Raw genomic sequence first — 20,427 nt, 5'->3', positions numbered from 1 at the left:
ACGGGGACGATAACTTTGCCCCGACTCCAGAACACGGGTCGAAGACGCAAGTCCCGCAAGGATCCTCAGTGTCATCCCACGACTCCTTGGCCGTGTTCGCGGCACTCGCAGCCGAGCTGCAGCAGGAGCCTGACGAAGCCATCACCTCGCTCGCGATCGTGACCCGGATGCGCGTGCTCGTGCCCGAGGCCGACCAGGTCAGCCTCACCATCCGCACCGCGCGGGGCCACAAGACGCTCGCCAGCAGCGACCCGGTCGCGCAGGAGGCCGACGCGCTGCAGTACGCGCTGGACGAGGGCCCGTGCGTCGAGATCGCCGACACCGGCGGCTGGCTGCGCAGCGGCGACGTCGGGGCGGACGCCCGCTACCCCGCCTGGGGTCCGCGGGCCGCCGAGCTGGGCGTGCGGTCGCTGCTCGCGGTCGCGGTGACCGATCGCGACGAGCCGATGGGCGCCCTCAACCTCTACAGCGGCAGGACCGGCGCCTTCGCGGACCGGGACGTCGTGGACCTCGCGCTGGTCTACGCCGTGCACGCGACGACGGCGCTGTCGTCGGCCCGCCGCGCCACCTCCCTGCAGACCGCGGTCAGCTCGCGACACGTCATCGGCATGGCGCAGGGCATCGCGATGGAGCGCTACGGCATCGACCAGCACCAGAGCTTCGAGCTGCTGCGCCGGCTGTCGTCGACGACCAACGTCAAGCTGCGCGACGTCGCGAGCCAGATCGTCGAGACGCGGGCGATCCCGCACGAGCGGGTCGAGGACACGGTGGACGACTGACGTCCCGGCTGGCGACAGGGGCCGGCCGGGACGTCAGGCCGGCAGCGCCCCGGTGTCCAGGACCTGCTCCGACACGACACCGATCTTCGTACGACGGCTCCGCGCGGCGTTGCGCAGCGCGTTGAACGCCGCGACGGCGTCCATCGAGTGCTTGGCCATCAGGTAGCCGACGGCTCGCTCGATGACCACCCGGTAGTCGAGGGCGTACTGCAGCTGCTTGGCCAGCTGGCCCGCGGTGTGGGCCTGCAGCGCGGCGCCCAGCGTGGTGGAGATGATCTCGGCGTAGCGCTGCAGGGCGGCCTGCTCGCTGTCGTCCCAGTCGTGCGGACTGCTCTTGTAGACGTCGAGGGTGCCGACCGGCACGCCGCCCAGCAGCACCGGCGTGCCGAGGACCGCCCGCACCGGCTGCTCGGCCATTGCGCTGGCCAGCGTGGGCCAGCGCTCGGACTCGGTGGTGACGTCGCGGCTGGTGACCACGCGACCCTGGACGAACGCCTCGGTGCAGGGCCCCTCTCCCGCCTCGGCCTCGGTCTGCTCGAGGAGCCGGCCGGGGCCGTCGCTCGCGGCGGCGTAGACGAGGATGTCCTGCTCGTCGGCGATGAGCACGCCGGCCCCGTCCACCCCGAAGAGGTCGACGCAGGCGCGGACCACGACGTGGAGCGCGGAGACGATGCTGCCGTCGTCGTCACGGGGCTGGGACAGCCGGCGCAGGCTCTCGGCGAGCGCGGCGTCATCGATGTTCATGGGGGAGATTATTCCCCGGGGACAGGTCCGGCCGACCACCCGGACGCGGGCAGGTGCTCGACGATCCTCGCCAGGACCTCCTGGTCGTCGACGTCGGCCGTGCCGTCGTGCGTCGCCACGAGCACACGGGCGATGGCGCGGATCTTGGTGTTGCTGTCCTGCGAGACGCGCAGCATCGTGCGCCACGCCTGCTCCGTGCTGCAGCCGAAACGTGCGGACACCAAGCCGATGGCCATGCCGATGTCGCGCTGCGACTTCACCGCCTCGGTCAGGTGCGCGACCTGGTCGCGCAGCTCGTCGGCCTGGTGGGCAGGTTCGCCCGGAGATAGGGGGGTCCCAGACATCGTCACCTCTTGCATGACGTCAGTCCGCGGACACAGGGCGGAGTTCAACAGGTTCCGTCCCACCCTACAGGCCGGGCCAGCCACATCCGAAGGGGCGGGACGACCAGTTCTGGGTTACAGTCGAACCGGCTCAAGCCGTGGGTCGTCCGCACACTCCAGCATTGGAGGTGCTACATGCCGGACCAAGGTATCCACCAAGGCATCCGGGGTGGACCACCCGACGGATTCGACTTCGAGGGCGATGGTGACGAGGCGCGTCACTGGCTCGACACGGCGTACGGCGCCGCCCTGGGCCTGCGTGGCCAGATGGGGACCGTGCACCACCAGCGCCGCACGCGCGGAGGGGTGTCCTTCGACCGGCTCCGCATCGACGCCGCGGTCGAGTTCGACGCGGAGCCCATGCCGTCCCTGGTCGTGGTCGACGTCCTCAGCGGGGAGATCGAGTACACCCACGGCGCCACCACCGACCGCGGCGTGGAGGGTGACACGGTGCTGGCCTCCGGGTGGGGCATGCCGTTCAGCGGCGGCGGCAACGGCTACGACGTCCGCAACACCAGCGTCTCGGTGGCCGTGCTGAGCGAGGCGGTCGCGGACATCGATCCCGACAAGACGGCCGCCGACCTGTCGTTCACCAGCTACGTGCCGCGCTCGCGTGCGGCTGCCGCCCAGTGGCGCGCCGTCGTCGACAGGCTGAGCATCCCGCTGGCCGAGTCGCCCGAGTCGCCGACACACGCGGAAGCGGCCCGCCTCCTGGCCAACAACCTGCTCCACACGTTCGAGAACAACATCGTCGGGGACGGCTCCGCGCAGGCTCGTGACCTCCGCGACGCCACCCAGGCCACGGTGCGGCGGGCCCAACGACTCATCGAGGAGCGCGCCGGCGAGGACCTCACGCTGTCCGAGATCGCGGAGGGCTGCGCCGTCACGCCGCGCGCGTTGCAGTACGCGTTCCGGCGCCAGCTCGAGTGCACCCCGCACGCCTACCTCCGACAGGTCCGGCTCGACCTGGTCCGTCAGGTGCTCCTCGACGGGTCGACGTCCAACGTCAGCGACGCCGCCGCCGGGCTCGGGTTCTTCAACCCCGGCCGGTTCGCAGCGCAGTACCGGCAGTTGTTCGGCGAGAACCCTGGACAGACGTTGGCCCGTGACTCCTCCTGAAGGGTGTTCGCATTGCGGCTGTCGTGGTGGTCCAGACCGTGCAACCGTGAGGATTGAACGTCTTGCTGGAGACCACGGCAGGCGCCCTCAACACCCAGGAAGCGAGCCGTGGATCCCCATGTCGATCGCCCCTGCACCTCCCACTGGGCCGACCCGCGTCCAGTCCCGTCCTGTCGAGCCCCTCGAGGGCAAGGCCCGCGCCCGTCGCACCGACGCCATCGTCAGCGACCTGCGTGACGTCAGCCGTGAGGCCGACGCCGAGGAGCTGACCCGTCAGCTCATCGAGACCAACGCGGCCGTGGCGCGCAGCATGGCCTCCCGCTACCGCAACCGCGGTATCGACCTCGACGACCTCGAGCAGGTGGCGCTGCTCGGGCTGACCAAGGCCGCGCAGCGCTTCGACCCTGCCGCCGGTCACGACTTCCTGTCCTTCGCCGTGCCCACCGTCCGCGGTGAGCTGCGCCGCCACTTCCGTGACTCCGGCTGGATGGTCCGCCCGCCCCGGCGGGTCCAGGACCTGCAGACCCGGATCGCCGGTGCGCAGGAGGAGCTCGAGCCCCGGCTCGGGCGCTCGCCCCGGCCCAGCGAGATCGCCGCCCACCTCGACGAGGACACGTCCGACGTCGTGGAGGCGCTCGCGGCGGACGGCTGCTTCACCCCTACCTCGCTGGACGCGCGGGTGGCCGACGGCTCGTCGTCGCTCGGCGACCTGCTCGGCGAGGAGGACCACGCCCTCGCCCAGGCCGAGGCCAAGGTCATGCTGGACCCGTTGATGCGGGCCCTGAGCGCGCGTGACCGGCGGATCGTCCGGCTGCGCTACTTCCAGGAGCAGACCCAGCAGGAGATCGCCGACACCGTCGGCCTGACCCAGGCCCAGGTGTCGCGCGTGCTGACCCGGATCCTGGGCGACCTCAAGGCCGGCCTGGTCGAGCGCCCGCCGGCCGCCTGAGGCCCTGCGAGACCTTCGGGGTCACCGTGCCACCATGGCGCGGTGACCCCTCCCCTCGCCGTCGGCTACAAGGCGTCCGCCGAGCAGTTCGGTCCGCGTGAGCTCGTCGAGCTCGGGGTCCGGGCCGAGGAGGTGGGCCTCGACAGCGTCTGGGTGAGCGACCACCTCCAGCCGTGGCGCCACGAGGGTGGTCACGCCCCCAACGCCCTGGCCGCGCTCGCGGCACTGGGCGAGCGCACCGACCGCGTCGTGCTCGGGACGAGCGTGCTGACGCCGACCTTCCGCTACAACCCGGCCGTGCTCGCCCAGCAGCTCGCCACCATCGCCCTGCTCAACCCGGGTCGGGTCGTGCTCGGCGTCGGCACCGGCGAGGCGCTCAACGAGATCTCCGTCGGGCTGCCGGAGTGGCCCGACTTCAAGGAGCGCTGGGCGCGCCTGCGTGAGGCCGTACGCCTCATGCGCGAGCTGTGGGCCGGCGAGCGGGTCACCTTCGAGGGTGACTACTACCGCACCGTCGACGCCACGATCTACGACCGCCCCGAGGGCGGCGTACCGGTCTGGGTGGCGGCCGGCGGGCCGCAGATGGCGAAGTACGCCGGCCGCGTGGGCGACGGCTTCATCTGCACCAGCGGCAAGGGCATGGACCTCTACACCGACAAGCTGCTGCCCGCCGTCGACGAGGGGCTCGCCGCGTCGGAGCGGTCCACGCGTGACTTCACGCGGATGATCGAGGTCAAGCTGTCGTACGCCGCCACCCGCGAGGAGGCGCTCGAGAACACCCGCTTCTGGGCGCCGCTGTCGCTCAGCGCCGAGGAGAAGCACCGGCTCGACGACCCGGTCGAGATGGCGGCGGCCGCCGACCGGCTGCCCATCGAGCAGGTCGCCTCGCGCTGGATCGTGGCCACGACGCCGGAGGAGGTGGTCGCCGCAGTCCGGCCCTACGTCGACGCGGGCTTCGACCACCTCGTCCTGCACGGCCCCGGCCACGACCAGGAACGGTTCCTCGCCGATCTCGGCGAGCACGTCGTGCCCGCCCTCCGCGCGCTCGGGGGCTGACGGTCCTCGCTCACGGCGCGGGCCGGGTGAAGTCGGGCTCGATCTCGACCACGGCGAGGGCCCAGATGACCGCGACGTTCAGGCCGATGAGGATGATCGCCCAGAGGGGGTAGTACGGCAGCCACATGAAGTTGGCCAGCATGGCGAGGACGGCGACCGCGATGCCGGCCCACCGCGCCCACGTGGCCCCGGTGAAGAGGAAGGCGCCGACCGCGACCAGGATCGCCCCGATGAGGAGGTGCACCCAGCCCCAGGTCGTGAGGTCGAAGTGGTAGGTGTACTCGGGTCCCCGGACCACGATGTCATCGTTGGCGAGGGCGGCGATCGCCTGCAGGACCTGGAACATGCCGACGGTCAGCAGCATGGCGGCCGCGAAGAGCATCAGCCCGGAGGCCCATGCGTTGCGGGTGGAGTAGGTCGACGACATGTTCACCTTCCAGTTTCGTGCCCCCGGCGGGGGCGTTCAGTGGGTCGGGACGGATCGGGGTCAGGCCGGGGCGGCGCTCGCGTGCCCGCCGCGCACGGGGACGGGCGCTCGCATGCCGAGGCCGATCAATATGAAGACGATGCCGACCCCGAAGGCCATGAACGCGACGCCGAAGGCCACCACCGAGGTGAACAGCGACGCCTGCAGGAAGGCCGAGTCCATGGCGGTGGCCCGGTTGGGGTCGTCCTGCTCGAGCTCGGAGTAGGTGAGACCGCCGGTGATCTTCATGGTGTGCTTGTCGATCACGTCCGCCTGGCAGTAGGCGGAGAACGGGCCATCGACCTCGTCGCCGGCCAGGCAGTTGGCGTCGTCGGAGACGACGATCTTCTGGTCGGCCAGGGTGCTGCTGACCACCACCCACGTGGCCGCGCCGGCGACCACCATGAGGATGCCCACCACGATGGCGACGATCGAGGCTGTCGAGCGCATGTGACGTCTCCTTCTCGTGCCGCACCTTCCCCGCGGCAGGAGGGTGTCGAGTCCCCTCACCGTGGCGTTCCTGCCGGTCGTGCGGCATCACCCGGACAGGGTGACCTTGACGGGGGAGGTGGGGGCGAGCCAGCCGCCCGACGTCAGCGAGCGTGGTGACAGGACCCGCGCTGATCCCTAGCGTGTGAGGTCAACAGACCTCGGGAGGGACATCATGGGAGTGATCACAGAGGTGCGGGTGCGCCAACCCGCCAAGGACGACCTCGTCGGACGGCGCTTCCTGGTGGCCGGGGTCGGCAACGGGTTCGAGGGCACGATCGGCGTCCGCGTGCTCGACGGGCGCGGCCGCGTCCTCGCGGAGGACTCCGCGCAGTCGACCGGCGGGATGGCGGCAGTAGGGGAGTTCTCCACCCGCGTCACGCTGAGCACCCCGCCGCGCGACGGAGCGCGGCTCACTGTGCAGGTGTTCGGCGACAACCCCGGACTGCCCGACGAGGGACCGAGTCCCGGCTTCGACCTGCGTGAGGTCGAGGTCATCATGTTCGCCGACCTGCGGGGGTGGCTGCTCTACCGGGTGGAACGTGGGGACACGCTCACCTCGATCGTGCGGAAGCTCCGCGACCACCCGCGGACGACGGTCGCGCAGGTGGTGGCCGCCAACCCCGGGATCAGCGACCCGGACGCGATCCGTGTCGGCCAGCGGCTGCGGATACCGGTGAAGGACTGACCGATCCGACCGACTCATTCGTCGCTCCGGAGGTGCGGCGCGCTCCTACACTCGCTCCGTGCACCTCGACGACTACCTCGCCGCTGACGCCACCGACCTCGCGGCGCTGGTGGCCGACGAGCAGGTCACTCCGACCGAGCTGCTTGCCCTGGCACGGCAGCGCGCCGAGCAGGTGAACCCGAAGATCAACGCGATCACCAGGATGCTGGACGACGTGGCCGATGCGCGTGCCGCCGAGCCGCTGGAGGGTCCCTTCGCGGGCGTTCCCTTCCTCGTCAAGGACCTCGCCCAGGAGTACGCCGGGTTCCCCACCACCAACGGCTGCCACGCGCTGGTGGACGACGTGGCCGACGAGCACGCCCTCGTCACGCAGCGCTTCCTCGACGCCGGGCTCGTCGTCCTCGGCAAGACCAACACCCCCGAGTTCGGGGCCAAGGGCATCACGGAGGACGACCTGCTGGGACGGGCCCGCAACCCGTGGAACCTGGCCCACACCCCGGGCGGCTCGTCCGGTGGCTCGGGCGCCGCCGTCGCCGCGGGCATCGTCCCGGCGGCCGGCGCGAACGACGGCGGTGGGTCGGTCCGCATCCCCGCGGCGTGCAACGGCCTGGTCGGGTTGAAGCTCAGCCGCGGCCTCACGCCCTACGGTCCGCAGGGCAGCGAGATGATGTTCGGGATGGTCACCCAGGGGGTGGTCTCCCGCAGCGTCCGGGACAGTGCCGCACTGCTCGACGCGATCGTGGGCGCGCCAGCCCGCTACGCGGCGTACGCCGCCGCGACCCCGGATCGCTTCCTCCCCGAGCTCGACCGCCCGCCCGCGCGCCTGCGGATCGGGTTCACGGTCTCCTCGGCGATCAACCCCAGTCCGGACCCCGAGGCGGTCGCCGCGGTCGAGGGTGCCGCTCGCCTGCTGGCCGATCTCGGCCACGACGTCGAGGAGGTCGAAGCTCCGCACGACGACGACGCCCTGGCCCGCGACTTCCTCACCATCTGGTTCGCCCAGCTCCACGGCCAGATCAGCCTGATCAAGCGCCGACTCGGCGCGCCCGACAGCGCCTTCGCTGCCGACTCGCTCGCGGTGGCCGAGATCGGCCGGGCCGCCGGCGTCGGGGCGCTCTTCGCCGCGTTGGAGAACGTCAACCAGCACATCCGTGCGCTCGACGACTTCCACCAGCGCTACGACCTGCTGCTCACCCCCACGTTGGCGAAGCCTCCGCTGGAGGTGGGCTCGGTCGACACCCCGCCGCTGCTGCAGCGGGCATCGCGGATCATCGCCAAGGTGCACGCCGGGAAGCTGCTCAACGCGACCGGCATCCTCGACCAGCTCATCGCCGAGAACCTGGGCTGGGTGCCCTACACCCAGCTGGCGAACCTCACCGGCCGCCCCGCGATCTCGGTGCCCCTGCACTGGACTGCCACCGGCCTGCCCCTGGGCGTCCAGCTCGTCGGCCCCCTGGCCTCGGACGGTCTCCTGCTGCGGCTCGCCGCGCAGCTCGAGCAGGCACAGCCGTGGTTCCACCGGTACGCCGACCTCGACCCAGCGCTGACGGCCTAGCGCGCGAGGCGACGGAGAGGCGCGACGCCTCAGTCGTTCCCGGATCCGTAGGCCCTCTGGACGACCGCTCTCATGGACCGGGGCTCAGGACGGCGTCCATGGCGGCGACGTGCGCCGGGGTCGAGCCGCAGCAGCCGCCGACGAGGTCGATCCCGAGCTCGGCGAGCCGGGTGGCGTGCGCGGCCATGTCGCCGGCGGTGGCGTCGTACTCGAAGTGGTCGCCCACCACTTGGGGGAGGCCGGCGTTGGACTGGGCGACGAGGAGGACGTCGTCGGTGCGGGCCTGGGCCATCTCCGCGGCGATGACCTCCATCTCCGCCGGACCGCGACCGCAGTTGGCCCCCACGGCGTCGGCACCTGCCGCGGCGAGGTGCGCCACCGCCTCGCCCGGGCGGACGCCCATCATGGTCCGGAGGTTGGTGTCGAAGCTCATCGTGACGACGACCGGGAGATCGGGCGCCACTTCCTGCGCCGCGGCGAGGGCCGCATCGGCCTCACCGAGGTCACTCAGCGTCTCGACCAGCACCAGGTCGATCCCGCCCTCGACGAGCGCGGCGAGCTGCTCGGCGAACAGCGCCGTGGCCTCGTCGGAGGTGAGGGTGCCGAGCGGCGCCAGCAGCTCGGCGGTCGGACCGAGGTCGCCGGCGACGAGCAGCCCGTGCTCGTCGGCCACGGATCGGGCGAGCTGTGCCGCCGCGCGGTTCACCTCGCCCACGCGGTCGCCGAGACCGTGCAGGTCCAGGCGCGGGCGGGTGCCCCCGAAGCTGTTGGTCGTCAGCACCCTCGCCCCGGCCGTGGCGTAGGCCGCGTGCGCCGCGCGCACTCCGTCGGGGTTCTCCAGGTTCCACAGCTCTCCGGGCACACCGTCCTCGAGGCCGCTGTCCTGGAGCAGCGTGCCCATGCCGCCGTCGAGCAGGACCGGACCGTCCGTGCCCAGCAGCGCCCTGAGCCGGCTCACCGGCCCAGCTCGTCGAGGTAGGCGGCGATCCGGTCGGCCGGCCACTGCGCGTCGAGATCGGCGGCGACGCGCTCGAGCACCTCGCTCGGCGTGCCGTCGGCCTCGGTCCAGGGGGTCCGTTCCCAGCCCGCGAGGTAGTCGTCGGCTCCCGTGTCGCCGAGACGCATCGCCGCCTCGTCGATCGCCTCCTGGAACCGCGGGGCGAGCTCCGACTTCACCGTCTCGTCGTCCGCCCGGGCGGCGACCATCGACGGGAGGTCGCGCCACCGGGTCACCTGGTACTCCGCCATGTGTCGCACCCTAGTTCGGATGCCGCCCCTCGACGGGTCGGTCTGCCCTGTGGTCTATCCGGGACCGCCCGGGTCCGAGGTGTCGGCGAACGAGTGGTGCTCGTGGACGACCACCCAGCGTCCACCGTCCCGCCGCAGACCGAGGGACAGCCGCAGTCGAGGCTCGACGGCGGGGTCCTCCTCGGTGGGCTTGCCGCAGCGGAGAAGGGCGTACGCGAACCCGACGTCGTTCCCGGCGACGACCTCGAGCTCGGTGATCTCGAAGAGGGCGCCGGACCGCTGCCACTCGAAGAAGTCCGGCCAGGTGGCGCGGTACTCGTCGAGACCGCGGACCCCTCGGTGCGGCGGCGGCACGTCGAACATCACGATGTCGTCGGCGTGGTCCCTCACGACCGCGTCGAGGTCACCTCGGTGCACGGCCTCGGCCCACTGCTGGATCAGAGTGCGGATCTCGTCGTCGTCGCCCATGGCTGGTTCCTTCCCCATGACCGAGATGTTCACACGGGGGGCGGGCGCGTGACCGGGCCGTCAACGGGACGAAACGCGGTCGTAAACGCCCGCTCATAACGTTTCAATCCGACATCAAGTCTCGCTCTCGGCTCGCGTCGGCGTTGCCGCGAGCCGTGGCGACCGGACTCCCAGGAGTTGTACGTGCGCCTCAACCTCCGACGTCGAGCAGGAGCCGGTCTGTCGGCCGCCCTCCTCGTCGCCCCCCTCGTCGCGCTCGCCGCGGCACCGGCATCCGCCGAACCGACCGGGACCTCCGCCTCGGGTGACGGCTGGGCCGTCACCCGGGCGCCGGGCGGCTACCTGGTCACCGTGGACCTCGACGGTCCGCTGCCCGTCAGGTCCGACGCCCCGACCGTCGTCGTCGACGGTGAGACGATCGGTCTCGCGACCCAGTCGGCCGACGGCCGCTCCCTGAGCGCGTTCACCACCGACCCGGCGGTGGTCGACGCGTCGTCCGCCGAGGCGGGCTGGTCCAGCCAGGCCCCTGCCGGCGACGGCACGCCGTCGCGCGCGGTCGCCGTGCCGGACGCCGAGGACGCGGCCCTCGCGGAGCCGCTGGCGGCCGACCCGAGCGCGCCGGGCGACTTCGACTGGACCGAGTCGATCTACAAGTTCGGCGACCAGGCCATCCCGCTGTCCGCCATCGGCGGCGTCCGCGGCGAGATGGAGGGCAAGGTCTACCTGCCGACGACCGGCGGGGCACGACCGACCGTGATCCTGCTCCACGGACGCCACACCTCCTGCTACACCGCCGTTCCCGGCACCCCGACGAACCCCGCCCGGTGGCCATGCACCGCCGCACCCGGCCCCGCCGAGGCGCCGTACGACACCGGGCGCATGTCGATCCCCAGCTACGCCGGCTACGACGGCACCGCCCGCGCGCTCGCCAGCCGCGGCTACGCGGTCGTCTCGATCTCGGCCAACGCGGTCAACTCCAACGACAACGAGCTCTCCGCCGACCAGGGCGCCCAGGCGCGCGGCCAGCTGCTGCTCGACACCCTGTCCATGCTGGAGAAGGCCAACGCCGGCGAGACGGTCAGCTACCACGACGCGTTCACCGACCGCGACGTCTCGCTCGCCCAGGCGCTGACCGATGGCGCGGCGTCGTACGCGCTGCGTGCCCCCGGCTTCGTCAAGGGCGCGCCGGAGCTCGACACGATCACGCCCGCGACGCTCGTCGGCCGCTTCGACCTCAGCACGATCGGCATGATGGGCCACTCGCGCGGCGGTGAGGGCGTCACCTCGGCGGCGACGCTGAACCAGGCGCTGGCCGACCCGTGGCCGATCAGGTCGATCCTGCCGCTCGCGCCGGTCGACTTCGGCCGGATGACGGTGCCCAACGTGCCGATGAACGTGATCCTCCCCTACTGCGACGGCGACGTCTCCAACCAGCAGGGCCAGCACATGCTCGACGACTCGCGCTACGCGTACGGCGACGACGTGCTGCGGACGGGCACCTGGGTCATGGGCGCCAACCACAACTTCTACAACACGGTCTGGACCCCGGGTGAGTACGCCTACAGCGTCAGCGACGACTGGAGCGGCACCAACCCGGCGTCTGCCCGGGCCACCGAGCCCGTCTGCGGCACCGCGCCGTCGACGGCCGAGACCTCGATCCGGATGACCCCGGCCGAGCAGTACGACCAGGGCACGTCGTACATGACCGCGTGGTTCCGGCTGACCCTCGGCGGCGAGGACCAGTTCCTGCCGATGTTCGACGGCACCGGCTCGGTCCCCGCGGCGCTCGACGGCGAGGACGTGCGCACCACCGCGACGGCTCCGTCCGGCTCCCGCGCGACGATCGCGACCTTCGAGAAGGCGTCGTCCCTCGTGCGGACCTTCGGGACCGCGACGGCCAACCCGTGCGCCAGCATGAGCGGTCGCACCACCCCGCAGGACCTCGCGGCGTGCACCACCACGATGGCGAGCTCCCAGCTGCCGCACTGGACCCCGGCGTCCAACGGCGGCAACGTGCCGGCCACCCCGGTCACCCGGATGGTGTGGACCACCGACACGGGCGCGGTCCGCGTCTCCGTGCCGGCCGGCAAGCGCGACGCGGCCGGCTTCGAGCGGCTCTCGGTCAAGATGGCCGCCGACGAGTCCGTCGTGACCGGCACCGACCTGACCCTCACCGTCGTCGACGGCCATGGCGAGGCCTGGAGCTCCCTGGTGTCCGCGCTCAACCCGTACGCCCTGGTGCGCATGCCGACCTCGGCGAGCTCCGCGGCGACGAGCACGCTGAAGAAGGTCGTCCTCCACCAGGTCAACGTCCCGGTCGCCGACCTCGCTGCCGCTGGGCTCGACACGAGTGACGTCCGTGAGGTGCGGTTCACGGCCGCCCAGGGTGCCGACGGCGTCGCCACCGGTGGCGCGTACCTCTCCGACCTGGCCTTCGAGTCCTCGTCGGTCGGCACGGCCGCCAACAGGACCGAGCCGGTCGTGAACGTCTTCGCCCCGGGCGTCGACGAAGGGGCGGCCCCGGGCACCGTCGAGCTGGCGGCCTACCTGGACGAGCCCGCGACGGTCCCCGTCACCGGCTGGGTCTCGCTCCTCGGGTCGACCACGGCCCGGGCCGGCGCCACGATGGAGAAGGTCACCTTCGCTCCGGGGGAGACCTGCCAGGTCGTCACCGCGGCCGTGCAGGGGGACAAGGCGGACAGCACCTCGGCGGTGACGACCGTCAAGGCGAGCATCATCAACGTCTCGGGTGCCGTGCAGGGCAAGCAGGCGATCGTGTTCACCCGCATCCGGGAGGACGACGGACTGCTGCCCAGCGGCACGCCGCCGACGACGCCGACCGCGCTGCCGCCGTTCGGTACCCCCGGCCCGGTCTGCACCGAGCTCGAGGGCGTGCTCGCGGGCGGGAAGGTCATCGTCCCGGCCACGACGGCTCCGGACACGACCGCCGGCGTCTCCGCGACCGGCTTCCGTGCCGGCGAGGCCGTCACCTTCACGGGTGCCGGGCTGGCCCCGGTGACCTCGGTCGCCGATGCGACCGGGACCGCGACCGCCGACCTGGTGGTGCCGGCGGAGACGGCTCGTGGCGCGCTGACGGTCACCGCGACCGCGTCGGCCACCGGGCGGGTCGCCACCGGTGACCTCGGTGTCCGCGACACCAGCACCACCACGCTCGAGGTCTCGCCCGAGGCTCCTGCCCTGCGGCAGGCGATCACCCTCACGGCGACCGTCGACGGTGGCGACACCGACGGCACGGTGACCTTCACCGACGGCTCCACCGTGCTCGGCACGGGTGAGGTCGTCGACGGGGTCGCCACGCTGACGGTCCCCGGCGGCCTCGGTGCCGGGGCGCACACCCTCGCCGCCGGCTTCGGCCAGACGCCGGTGACGACGGCCTCGGAGTCCGCCCCGGTGGCGTTCACCCTCGCCAGGTCGACGCCCACCACCGTCGTCACGCTCAGCAGCGGCTCCTCCGTCTTCGGATCGCCCGCGGCCACCGCCTCGGTCACCGTCGGCGGCGCCGTCGGCGGGGGTGACGTCGAGCTGACCGTCGGTACGACGACCGTGACCGTGCCGCTCGACGGCGCCGGCCACGCGTCGTACGACCTGCCGGGCACGCTCGCCGCCGGCTCGTACGTCGTCTCGGCCCGCTACCTGGGCTCGGCCGACTCGGAGGCGTCCGCGGTCAGCTCCGCGCCGTACACCGTCTCGCCGAGGGCGACGACCACCCGGATGAAGGCGGTCTCGCGCAAGGGCGGCAAGAGGGTGAAGGTCACGGTGACCGTCGCCGGCGCCGTGAGCGGTGTGCCGGTCACCGGCGAGGTGCGGGTGGCGCTCCGCGGAGGGACGGTCACGCGGTCGGTGACCCTGCCGGCCTCGGGCACGGTGTCGGTCACCGTGCCCACGAAGGCGACGGCCAAGGGCGGCAGGCTCCGGCCCGCCAAGGTCGTCGTCCGGACGAAGCTCGTCGCGACCGGGAGCTACTCCTCCAGCAAGGCGTCGCCCCGGACGGTGCGGCTGAAGTAGCAGTGGGAAGCGCACAGCGGGCAGGAGGCGCCGGCCTCCTGCCCGCTGTGGCGTCCACGATCGTCCGTCAGGAGTCGAAGCCCAGGCCCGCCCGGTCGAGGGCCCGGAGGAAGCCGTTGCGCCGGCCCTCGCGGTGGTCGGCGCGGTCGAGGGACCAGCGGGTGAGGTTGATGCCGGCGGACGCGAGCGGCTCCGGCGGGAAGGGAAGCGGGCGCTCACGCACCATGCGCAGGGCGGTGCGCTCTGTCGGCTGCCCGTCCAGCAGGTCGAGCAGCACCTCGGCGGCCCAGCGGGTGGCACCCACGCCGAGCCCGGTGAAGCCGGCCGCGTGGGCGACCCGGCCGCCGTGGGTAGTGCCGTAGAACGCCGCGAACTGCGTGGACGTGTCGATGGCGCCGGCCCAGCGGTGGGTGAAGCGGACGCCCTCGAGCTGGGGGAACGTCGCGAGGAAGTGCGAGGCCAGTCGCGTGTGGCTGTCGGGCCGGTCCTCGTGGCGCGGGTGCAGCCGGCCGCCCGCGGGGTAGACGGCGTCGTACCCGCCCCACAGCACGCGGTCGTCGGCCGTCAACCGGGCGTAGTGGAACTGGTTGGCGAGGTCACCGAGGCCCTGCCGTCCGGCCCAGCCGACGGCGGCGCGCTGCTCGCCCGTGAGCGGCTCCGTGACGAGCACGTAGTCGTAGACCGGGACGGTCATCAGCCGGTTGCGGCGCAGCAGGGCGGGGAAGACGCCGGTCGCGAGGACGACGCGGTCCGACGTGACGGTCGCCCGGTCCGTGGCCACCTCGACGCCGCTCCCCTCGCGCCGGATCGCGGACACGGCCGAGTGCTCGTGCACCTCGACCCCGAGCTCGGCGGCCGCCCGGGCGAGGCCGAGCGCCAGCCGCGCCGGGTGGACCAGGGCGGTGTCGGCGGAGAGCTCGCCGCCGAGGAAGAGCGGGCTGTCGACCAGCGCCCGGGTCGCTGTCGCATCGAGGACGTCACCCTCGAGCCATGCGAGCTGGTGCTCCTCCACCGCCACGGTCAGCTGGCCGGTGCGCTCCCACTCGCAGGCCAGGCCGAGGTCGCGCACGTCGGCCTCGAAGGCGTCGAGGTTCTCCGCGCCCAGCCGCTCGAGGACGTCGTACTCGTCGGGCCAGCGGGACCGGCCGTTGTCCTCGCCGTGGGTGAGCGAGGCCTCGCAGAAGCCACCGTTGCGACCCGACGCCGCCCATCCGACGGTCTGCGCCTCGAGCAGCACGACCCGGCGGCCGGGGTCGCGGCGCTTCGCGTGGACGGCCGCCCAGAGGCCGAGGTAGCCCCCGCCGATGACGACGAGGTCGGCGCGGGTCGGGGCGGTCAGCGGGTCGTACGCCGGCGCCGCGCCGACGTCGTCGAGCCAGAAGACCGACTGCACGCTGTCCGCCAGCGACTCCGCGACGAGCCGCGGGTCGGGGGCGTGCCGCTCGTAGGCCGTCCGGTGGGCGGCCATGTCAGGAGGCTGCGGTGAGCGCCTCGTCGAGGATCGCGAGACCCTCCCGCACCTCGTCGTCGGTGGTGGTCAGCGGGGGGACGACGTGGATGCGGTTGTAGTTGACGAAGGGCAGCATGCCGCGCTCCTGGCAGCCCTTCACGATCGCCGCCATCTCCGGGCTGGAGCCGCCGTAGGGAGCCAGCGGCGCACGCGTCGCGCGGTCGCTGACCAGCTCGACGGCCCAGAAGGCGCCCGTGCCGCGGACCTCGCCGATCCACTCGTGCCGGTCCGCCAGCTCGCGGAGACCGGGACCGATGACGTGCTCCCCGAGGCGCTCGGCACGGCCGACGACGTCGTCGTCCTCCATCGCCCGGATCGTCGCCACGGCCGCGGCGCACGCGAGCGGGTGGCCGGAGTAGGTGAGCCCGCCCGGGTAGGTGCGGTGCGCGAAGGTGGAGAAGATGTCGTCGCTGATCGCCACGCCGCCGAGCGGGACGTAGCCCGAGTTCACGCCCTTGGCGAAGGTCAGCAGGTCGGGGACCGTGTCGCCGTGCTCGACCGCGAACCACCGCCCGGCGCGGCCGAAGCCCGACATCACCTCGTCGGCGACGAGCACGATGCCGTGGCGGTCGCAGATCTCGCGGACGCCGGCCAGGTAGCCCGGCGGCGGGACCATGATCCCGGCGGTCCCGGGGATGGCCTCGAGCACGATGGCTGCGACGGTCGCCGGCCCCTCGAGAGCCACGACCTGCTCGAGGTGATCGAGCGCGCGCTGGCACTCCTCGACCTCGGTGGTCGCGTGGAAGGGGCTGCGGTAGAGGAACGGCCCGAAGAAGTGCACGGTGCCGGACGACGCGTGGTCGCTGGCCCACCGGCGTGGGTCGCCGGTCATGTTGACCGCGAGGTGGGTGCCGCCGTGGTAGCTGCGGTAGGTCGTCAGCACCTTGTGGCGACCGGTGTGCAGCCGCGCCATGCGTACGGCGTGCTCGTTGGCGTCGGCGCCGCCGTTGGTGAAGAAGACGTGGTCGAGGTCGCCGGGGGTGTGGCTCGCGATCAGCCGGGCGGCCTCGGACCGGGTGCCGTTGGCCATTGCGGGGGCGACGGTGCAGAGGTGCTCCGCCTGCTCCCTGATGGCGGCGACGACGCGCGGGTGCTGGTGGCCGAGGTTGGTGAAGACCAGCTGGGAGGAGAAGTCGAGGTAGCGCCTCCCGGCGCCGTCCCAGACGTGGCTGCCCTCGGCCCGGGTGACGACCATCGGGCTGATCTCGGCCTGCGCCGACCAGGAGTGGAAGACGTGCGCGCGGTCGAGCTCGTAGGCCCGCTGGGCGTCGTGCGTGCTCGCGAGGTCGCTCGCGATCGTGGTCTCAGTCATTGCGCGGGAACCCCAGCTCGAGACCGCCCTCGGGGCGGTTGGCCGGGTCGATCCACCTGGTGGTGACGACCTTGCCGCGGGTGAAGAAGTGCACGCCCTCGGTGCCGTGGGCGTGGGTGTCGCCGAAGAGCGAGCGCTTCCAGCCACCGAAGGAGTAGTAGGCGACCGGCACCGGGACGGGCACGTTGACGCCGATCATCCCGACGGTCACGTCGGCCTCGAAGCGGCGGGCCGCCCCGCCGTCGTTGGTGAAGACCGCGGTGCCGTTGCCGTACTCGTTGGCGTTGACCAGTGCGACCGCCTCGTCGTACGACGTCACGCGCACGACCGAGAGGACCGGGCCGAAGATCTCCTCGGTGTAGATGTCCATGTCGGGGGTCACGTCGTCGAAGAGCGTGGGACCGAGCCAGAAGCCCTCCTCCCCGCCGCGGGCCGCGACGTCGCGGCCGTCGACGACGACCTTCGCGCCGGCGGCCTCACCGGAGTCGATGAACGAGCTCACCCGGTCGCGGTGGGCCCTCGTGACGAGCGGACCCATGTCCGCTTCCCTCTGGTCGCCCGTCGCGGAGCGGCCGCCGTCGCCGATCAGCAGGGTGCGGGTCCGGTCGGCGATCCGGGCGACCAGCTCGTCGCCGACCGGGTCGACCGCGACCAGCACGCTGATCGCCATGCACCGCTCGCCCGCGCTGCCGTAGCCAGCGTTGACGGCCGAGTCGGCGGCGAGGTCGAGGTCGGCGTCGGGCAGCACGACCATGTGGTTCTTGGCGCCGCCGAGGGCCTGGACGCGCTTGCCGTGGCGGCTCGCGGTCTCGTAGACGTACTCCGCGATCGGGGTCGAGCCGACGAAGCTGATCGCCTGCACGTCGGGGCTGGTGAGGAGCGCGTCGACGGCGGTCTTGTCGCCGTGGAGCACGTTGAAGACGCCGTCGGGGAGCCCGGCCTCCTGCCAGAGCGCGGCGAGCCAGTTCGCCGCGCTCGGGTCCTTCTCGCTCGGCTTGAGGACGACGGTGTTGCCGGCAGCGATGGCGATGGGGAAGAACCACATCGGCACCATCGCCGGGAAGTTGAACGGGCTGATGATGCCCACCACGCCGAGCGGCACGCGCTTGGAGTGCACGTCGACGCCGGTCGACGCCTCCTCGCTGTGGCCGCCCTTGAGCAGGTGGGAGATCCCGCACGCGAACTCCACGACCTCGAGGCCCCGGGCGATCTCGCCCATCGCGTCGGAGTGCACCTTGCCGTGCTCGGCGGTGATGATCGCGGCGAGCTCCTCCTTGCGGGCGTTGAGCAGCTCGCGGAAGGCGAACAGCACCTGCGTACGACGCGCGAGCGACGACGTGCCCCAGCTCCGGGCCGCCCGCGACGCGGCAGCGATGACGTGGGTGGCGTCGGCCTCGCTCGCGAGCGCGACGCGCCCGGTCACCCGGCCCGTCGCCGGGTTGGTCACGTCGGCCCAGCCGGAGGGCGAGCCGGTCAGGGGCGAGCCGTCGACCCAGTGCACGATGTCGTTCATGCGGCTCATCCTGCTCGTCGTACGACGCCGCGGCGGGTGTCGGATCGTCGGCATCCGCGGCACCAGCCGGACACTTCGTCACCCGTCGCGGGCGTAGGCTCCGACGCGTGGTCGACGTGACGCCGGGGGTGACGCTGCGCGAGGCGCTGGAGCTGCCCACCTTCCGACGGGCCGCCCCCGAGGTGGTCGCCGGTGCTGCCGGGACCGACCGGGCGATCCGCTGGGTGCACGCCACCGAGCGCCCCGACGTGCGCCAGCTGCTCCGCGAGGGCGACCTGCTGCTCACCATGGGGACGGGCCTGCCCGGTGACGACGACCAGGCGGGCCTGGCCGCGTTCGTCGACGAGCTCGCCGACGTCGGCAGTGCCGGTGTGGTCGTCGAGCTCGGCCGGCGGTGGGCGTCCGCGCTGCCGGACGCCCTGGTCGAGGCCTGCGAGCGGCACGGGCTGCCCCTGGTCGTGCTGGCGCGTGAGACCCGCTTCGCGGCGCTCGCGCAGGAGATCGGCGAGCGCGTCGTGGACCGGCAGCTCGCCGAGCTGCGCGAGGCCCAGCGCGTGCACGAGACCTTCACCGAGCTCAGCAACGAGCTGGCCGGCCCGGTCGACGTGCTTCGCGCGGTCCAGCGGCTCGCGGACGCGCCCGTGGTCGTGGAGAACGCCCAGCACCGGCCGCTCGACTACTTCGCCGGACCCGACGAGGGCGACGGCTTCCTCGACGGCTGGCCCGCGCGCTCGCGGCGCGTCGAGGTGGCCGGGCGCACCGGCTGGGACGCCGCCAACGGCTGGCTGGTGACGCGGCTCGGCACGACCGACCGGGCATGGGGGCGGCTCGTCATCGGGTCGCCCGACGCGCCGTCGCAGCGGCTGGTCGCGGTGGCCGAGCGCGCCGCGTCGGCCCTCGCGCTGCACCGCCTCCACGACCGGGACCGGGGCACGCTCATGCGCCGCACGCACCTCGAGCTGCTGACCGGGCTGGCCGAGGACCCCGGCTCCGACGACGTACGACGTCGCTGCGAGCTGGCCGGCTTCCCGGTGCACCGCCGCGGCCTCACCGGCGTCGTCGTGCGCGGCCGCGTGGGGACCGTGCCACCGGCGGACCTCGACGAGGTGGCCGCCACGGTCGTCCGGGCCGCCCACGCGCTGCGGGTGCCGGCGCTCGTGTGCGAGGTCGAGCGCGACCTGCGCGTGCTCGTCTCGACGTCGCCCGCCGCGGACGCCGACGACCTCGTCGACCGGCTGGCCGCCCGCGTCCTGGCGCACCACGACGTCGTCGTGGCCGCCGGCCGCACCGCCCCCGACCGTGCCGGCGTCGCCCGCACGGTCGCCGAGGCCGGCCAGGTCGCCGACGCAGCACCGCAGGCGCGGCGCGAGCAGGACCCCGACGTGCACCGGCTCGCCGACCTCCACCTCCGGGGGCTGCTGGCGCTGCTCGGCGAGGACGAGCGCGTCCGGCTCTTCGTCGAGCGCGAGCTCGGGCCGCTGCAGGAGCACGACCGGGCCGACGGATCGCGCACCGAGCTGCTCGCCGCCCTGCGCGCCCTCGTCCTGCACCCGTCCAGCAAGACCGAGGCAGCCGCCAGCCTGCACCTGTCGCGAGCCGCGTTCTACGACCGACTGGCGCGGATCGAGTCCGTCCTCGACGCCGACCTCGACGACCCCGACGTCCGCGTCTCGCTGCACGTCGCACTCGTGGCCGACGAACTGTTCGGCGGGCGGGCGAAGTGACGACGGATCGTCGGCCCACCCGCGCTGTCGCGCTGGGCACGATGCAGGGCATGACCCGTGTGACCACCCGTGTCCTGGACGTCGCCACCACCGTGCCGACCACGCCGCTCGACGCCGGCACCGTCGTCGAGGGCTCGCCCGAGGCCGGCTCGCGCGCCCTCGCCGCGGTCTCCGGGGTCGAGGTCGGTGTGTGGGAGATGACCCCCGGCACCGCGACCGACGTCGAGGTCGACGAGGTGTTCGTCGTGCTCTCCGGCTCCGGGACGGTGTCCTTCGACGACGACGGCGAGCAGGTCGACCTCGCGCCGGGCAGCGTCGTACGCCTGCGAGCGGGCGAGCGCACCACCTGGGTCGTCCGCGAGACCATCCGCAAGATCTACGTCGCCTGAGCCCGAGGA

19 protein-coding genes are annotated in these 20,427 nt (G+C 72.8%); 9 read left to right on the top strand and 10 right to left on the bottom strand.

Annotation, left to right across the window (positions count from 1 at the left end):
* Positions 1–68 precede the first annotated feature (68 nt).
* On the top strand, positions 69–779 hold the full coding sequence (locus AC3A3L_RS05735) for a GAF and ANTAR domain-containing protein (protein ID WP_487639050.1): 711 nt from the start codon (positions 69–71) through the stop codon (positions 777–779).
* A gap of 33 nt (positions 780–812) precedes the next feature.
* Here the strand turns inward: AC3A3L_RS05735 and AC3A3L_RS05730 are convergent, their stop codons facing one another.
* Together AC3A3L_RS05730 and AC3A3L_RS05725 are read right to left on the bottom strand one after the other, a co-directional pair.
* Entirely contained in the window at positions 813–1,523 is a 711-nt protein-coding gene (locus AC3A3L_RS05730; RefSeq protein WP_487639049.1) for a GAF and ANTAR domain-containing protein, read from the bottom strand.
* An 8-nt stretch (positions 1,524–1,531) separates the two neighbouring features.
* The gene (locus AC3A3L_RS05725; RefSeq protein ID WP_487639048.1) at positions 1,532–1,867 is read right to left on the bottom strand and encodes an ANTAR domain-containing protein; all 336 of its coding nucleotides are present in this window, start codon (positions 1,865–1,867) and stop codon (positions 1,532–1,534) included.
* Between the two features lie 174 nt (positions 1,868–2,041).
* On the opposite strand from AC3A3L_RS05725, the gene AC3A3L_RS05720 reads away from it, so the two are divergent.
* The 3 genes from AC3A3L_RS05720 (at position 2,042) to fgd (ending at position 5,030) form a co-directional block, all read left to right on the top strand.
* A complete protein-coding gene (locus tag AC3A3L_RS05720; protein WP_487639047.1) occupies positions 2,042–3,025 on the top strand; it encodes an AraC family transcriptional regulator in 984 nt (327 codons plus the stop codon).
* A 118-nt stretch (positions 3,026–3,143) separates the two neighbouring features.
* On the top strand, positions 3,144–3,974 hold the full coding sequence (locus tag AC3A3L_RS05715; RefSeq protein WP_487639046.1) for a sigma-70 family RNA polymerase sigma factor: 831 nt from the start codon (positions 3,144–3,146) through the stop codon (positions 3,972–3,974).
* A 42-nt stretch (positions 3,975–4,016) separates the two neighbouring features.
* Positions 4,017–5,030 (top strand): glucose-6-phosphate dehydrogenase (coenzyme-F420), encoded by a 1,014-nt coding sequence (gene fgd, locus AC3A3L_RS05710; RefSeq protein ID WP_487639045.1) that lies wholly within the window; start codon positions 4,017–4,019, stop codon positions 5,028–5,030.
* A 10-nt stretch (positions 5,031–5,040) separates the two neighbouring features.
* On the opposite strand, the gene AC3A3L_RS05705 is transcribed toward fgd, so the two are convergent.
* Together AC3A3L_RS05705 and AC3A3L_RS05700 are read right to left on the bottom strand one after the other, a co-directional pair.
* Positions 5,041–5,457 carry a DUF7144 family membrane protein gene (locus AC3A3L_RS05705; RefSeq protein WP_487639044.1) on the bottom strand — a complete coding sequence of 139 codons (417 nt, stop codon included), beginning with the start codon at positions 5,455–5,457 and terminating at the stop codon, positions 5,041–5,043.
* A gap of 60 nt (positions 5,458–5,517) precedes the next feature.
* Positions 5,518–5,946, bottom strand: coding sequence for an aromatic ring-opening dioxygenase LigA (locus AC3A3L_RS05700; protein WP_487639043.1), 429 nt, complete (start codon positions 5,944–5,946; stop codon positions 5,518–5,520).
* 214 nt (positions 5,947–6,160) lie between these two features.
* Here AC3A3L_RS05700 and AC3A3L_RS05695 point away from each other — a divergent pair, with 214 nt between their 5' ends.
* Positions 6,161–6,673, top strand: coding sequence for a Gmad2 immunoglobulin-like domain-containing protein (locus tag AC3A3L_RS05695; RefSeq protein ID WP_487639042.1), 513 nt, complete (start codon positions 6,161–6,163; stop codon positions 6,671–6,673).
* Positions 6,674–6,731: 58 nt separating this feature from the next.
* Positions 6,732–8,228 carry an amidase gene (locus AC3A3L_RS05690; RefSeq protein WP_487639041.1) on the top strand — a complete coding sequence of 499 codons (1,497 nt, stop codon included), beginning with the start codon at positions 6,732–6,734 and terminating at the stop codon, positions 8,226–8,228.
* Positions 8,229–8,298: 70 nt separating this feature from the next.
* Here AC3A3L_RS05690 and AC3A3L_RS05685 read toward each other — a convergent pair whose 3' ends face one another.
* The 3 genes from AC3A3L_RS05685 to AC3A3L_RS05675 are packed head-to-tail and all read right to left on the bottom strand — an operon-like array spanning position 8,299 to position 9,944.
* The gene (locus AC3A3L_RS05685) at positions 8,299–9,186 is read right to left on the bottom strand and encodes a homocysteine S-methyltransferase family protein (RefSeq protein ID WP_487639040.1); all 888 of its coding nucleotides are present in this window, start codon (positions 9,184–9,186) and stop codon (positions 8,299–8,301) included.
* A complete protein-coding gene (locus tag AC3A3L_RS05680) occupies positions 9,183–9,476 on the bottom strand; it encodes a virulence factor (RefSeq protein ID WP_487639039.1) in 294 nt (97 codons plus the stop codon). Before AC3A3L_RS05680 ends, AC3A3L_RS05685 begins: the two co-directional genes overlap by 4 nt.
* Before the next feature lie 54 nt (positions 9,477–9,530).
* A complete protein-coding gene (locus AC3A3L_RS05675) occupies positions 9,531–9,944 on the bottom strand; it encodes a YybH family protein (RefSeq protein WP_487639038.1) in 414 nt (137 codons plus the stop codon).
* Positions 9,945–10,127: 183 nt separating this feature from the next.
* On the opposite strand from AC3A3L_RS05675, the gene AC3A3L_RS05670 reads away from it, so the two are divergent.
* Positions 10,128–13,970: an Ig-like domain-containing protein gene (locus AC3A3L_RS05670; RefSeq protein WP_487639037.1), complete on the top strand. Its 3,843-nt coding sequence runs from the start codon at positions 10,128–10,130 to the stop codon at positions 13,968–13,970.
* Between the two features lie 67 nt (positions 13,971–14,037).
* On the opposite strand, the gene AC3A3L_RS05665 is transcribed toward AC3A3L_RS05670, so the two are convergent.
* From AC3A3L_RS05665 to AC3A3L_RS05655, 3 genes are read right to left on the bottom strand one after another with little or no spacing between them, the layout of a single operon-like run.
* Complete coding sequence (locus tag AC3A3L_RS05665) at positions 14,038–15,438, bottom strand: NAD(P)/FAD-dependent oxidoreductase (RefSeq protein ID WP_487639036.1); 1,401 nt, start codon at positions 15,436–15,438, stop codon at positions 14,038–14,040.
* A 1-nt stretch (position 15,439) separates the two neighbouring features.
* Positions 15,440–16,792, bottom strand: coding sequence for an aminotransferase class III-fold pyridoxal phosphate-dependent enzyme (locus tag AC3A3L_RS05660; protein WP_487639035.1), 1,353 nt, complete (start codon positions 16,790–16,792; stop codon positions 15,440–15,442).
* A complete protein-coding gene (locus AC3A3L_RS05655) occupies positions 16,785–18,314 on the bottom strand; it encodes a CoA-acylating methylmalonate-semialdehyde dehydrogenase (RefSeq protein ID WP_487639034.1) in 1,530 nt (509 codons plus the stop codon). The genes AC3A3L_RS05660 and AC3A3L_RS05655 overlap by 8 nt, the downstream gene beginning before the upstream one ends.
* A gap of 98 nt (positions 18,315–18,412) precedes the next feature.
* On the opposite strand from AC3A3L_RS05655, the gene AC3A3L_RS05650 reads away from it, so the two are divergent.
* Together AC3A3L_RS05650 and AC3A3L_RS05645 are read left to right on the top strand one after the other, a co-directional pair.
* A complete protein-coding gene (locus tag AC3A3L_RS05650) occupies positions 18,413–20,029 on the top strand; it encodes a PucR family transcriptional regulator (RefSeq protein ID WP_487639033.1) in 1,617 nt (538 codons plus the stop codon).
* A 50-nt stretch (positions 20,030–20,079) separates the two neighbouring features.
* Complete coding sequence (locus tag AC3A3L_RS05645; RefSeq protein WP_487639032.1) at positions 20,080–20,418, top strand: cupin domain-containing protein; 339 nt, start codon at positions 20,080–20,082, stop codon at positions 20,416–20,418.
* Positions 20,419–20,427 lie beyond the last annotated feature (9 nt).

The organism is Nocardioides sp. Soil_C_8, from assembly GCF_057656315.1.
This window is presented reverse-complemented; position numbering and strand designations above follow the sequence as displayed.

What these genes read in the sequence shown, in the direction of transcription:
- AC3A3L_RS05730 (WP_487639049.1), bottom strand. Translation starts at nt 1,523, where the DNA reads ATGAACATCGATGACGCCGCGCTCGCCGAGAGCCTGCGCCGGCTGTCC.
- AC3A3L_RS05725 (WP_487639048.1), bottom strand. Translation starts at nt 1,867, where the DNA reads ATGTCTGGGACCCCCCTATCTCCGGGCGAACCTGCCCACCAGGCCGAC.
- AC3A3L_RS05720 (WP_487639047.1), top strand. Translation starts at nt 2,042, where the DNA reads ATGCCGGACCAAGGTATCCACCAAGGCATCCGGGGTGGACCACCCGAC.
- AC3A3L_RS05715 (WP_487639046.1), top strand. Translation starts at nt 3,144, where the DNA reads ATGTCGATCGCCCCTGCACCTCCCACTGGGCCGACCCGCGTCCAGTCC.
- AC3A3L_RS05705 (WP_487639044.1), bottom strand. Translation starts at nt 5,457, where the DNA reads ATGTCGTCGACCTACTCCACCCGCAACGCATGGGCCTCCGGGCTGATG.
- AC3A3L_RS05700 (WP_487639043.1), bottom strand. Translation starts at nt 5,946, where the DNA reads ATGCGCTCGACAGCCTCGATCGTCGCCATCGTGGTGGGCATCCTCATG.
- AC3A3L_RS05695 (WP_487639042.1), top strand. Translation starts at nt 6,161, where the DNA reads ATGGGAGTGATCACAGAGGTGCGGGTGCGCCAACCCGCCAAGGACGAC.
- AC3A3L_RS05680 (WP_487639039.1), bottom strand. Translation starts at nt 9,476, where the DNA reads ATGGCGGAGTACCAGGTGACCCGGTGGCGCGACCTCCCGTCGATGGTC.
- AC3A3L_RS05675 (WP_487639038.1), bottom strand. Translation starts at nt 9,944, where the DNA reads ATGGGCGACGACGACGAGATCCGCACTCTGATCCAGCAGTGGGCCGAG.
- AC3A3L_RS05665 (WP_487639036.1), bottom strand. Translation starts at nt 15,438, where the DNA reads ATGGCCGCCCACCGGACGGCCTACGAGCGGCACGCCCCCGACCCGCGG.
- AC3A3L_RS05660 (WP_487639035.1), bottom strand. Translation starts at nt 16,792, where the DNA reads ATGACTGAGACCACGATCGCGAGCGACCTCGCGAGCACGCACGACGCC.
- AC3A3L_RS05655 (WP_487639034.1), bottom strand. Translation starts at nt 18,314, where the DNA reads ATGAGCCGCATGAACGACATCGTGCACTGGGTCGACGGCTCGCCCCTG.
- AC3A3L_RS05645 (WP_487639032.1), top strand. Translation starts at nt 20,080, where the DNA reads ATGACCCGTGTGACCACCCGTGTCCTGGACGTCGCCACCACCGTGCCG.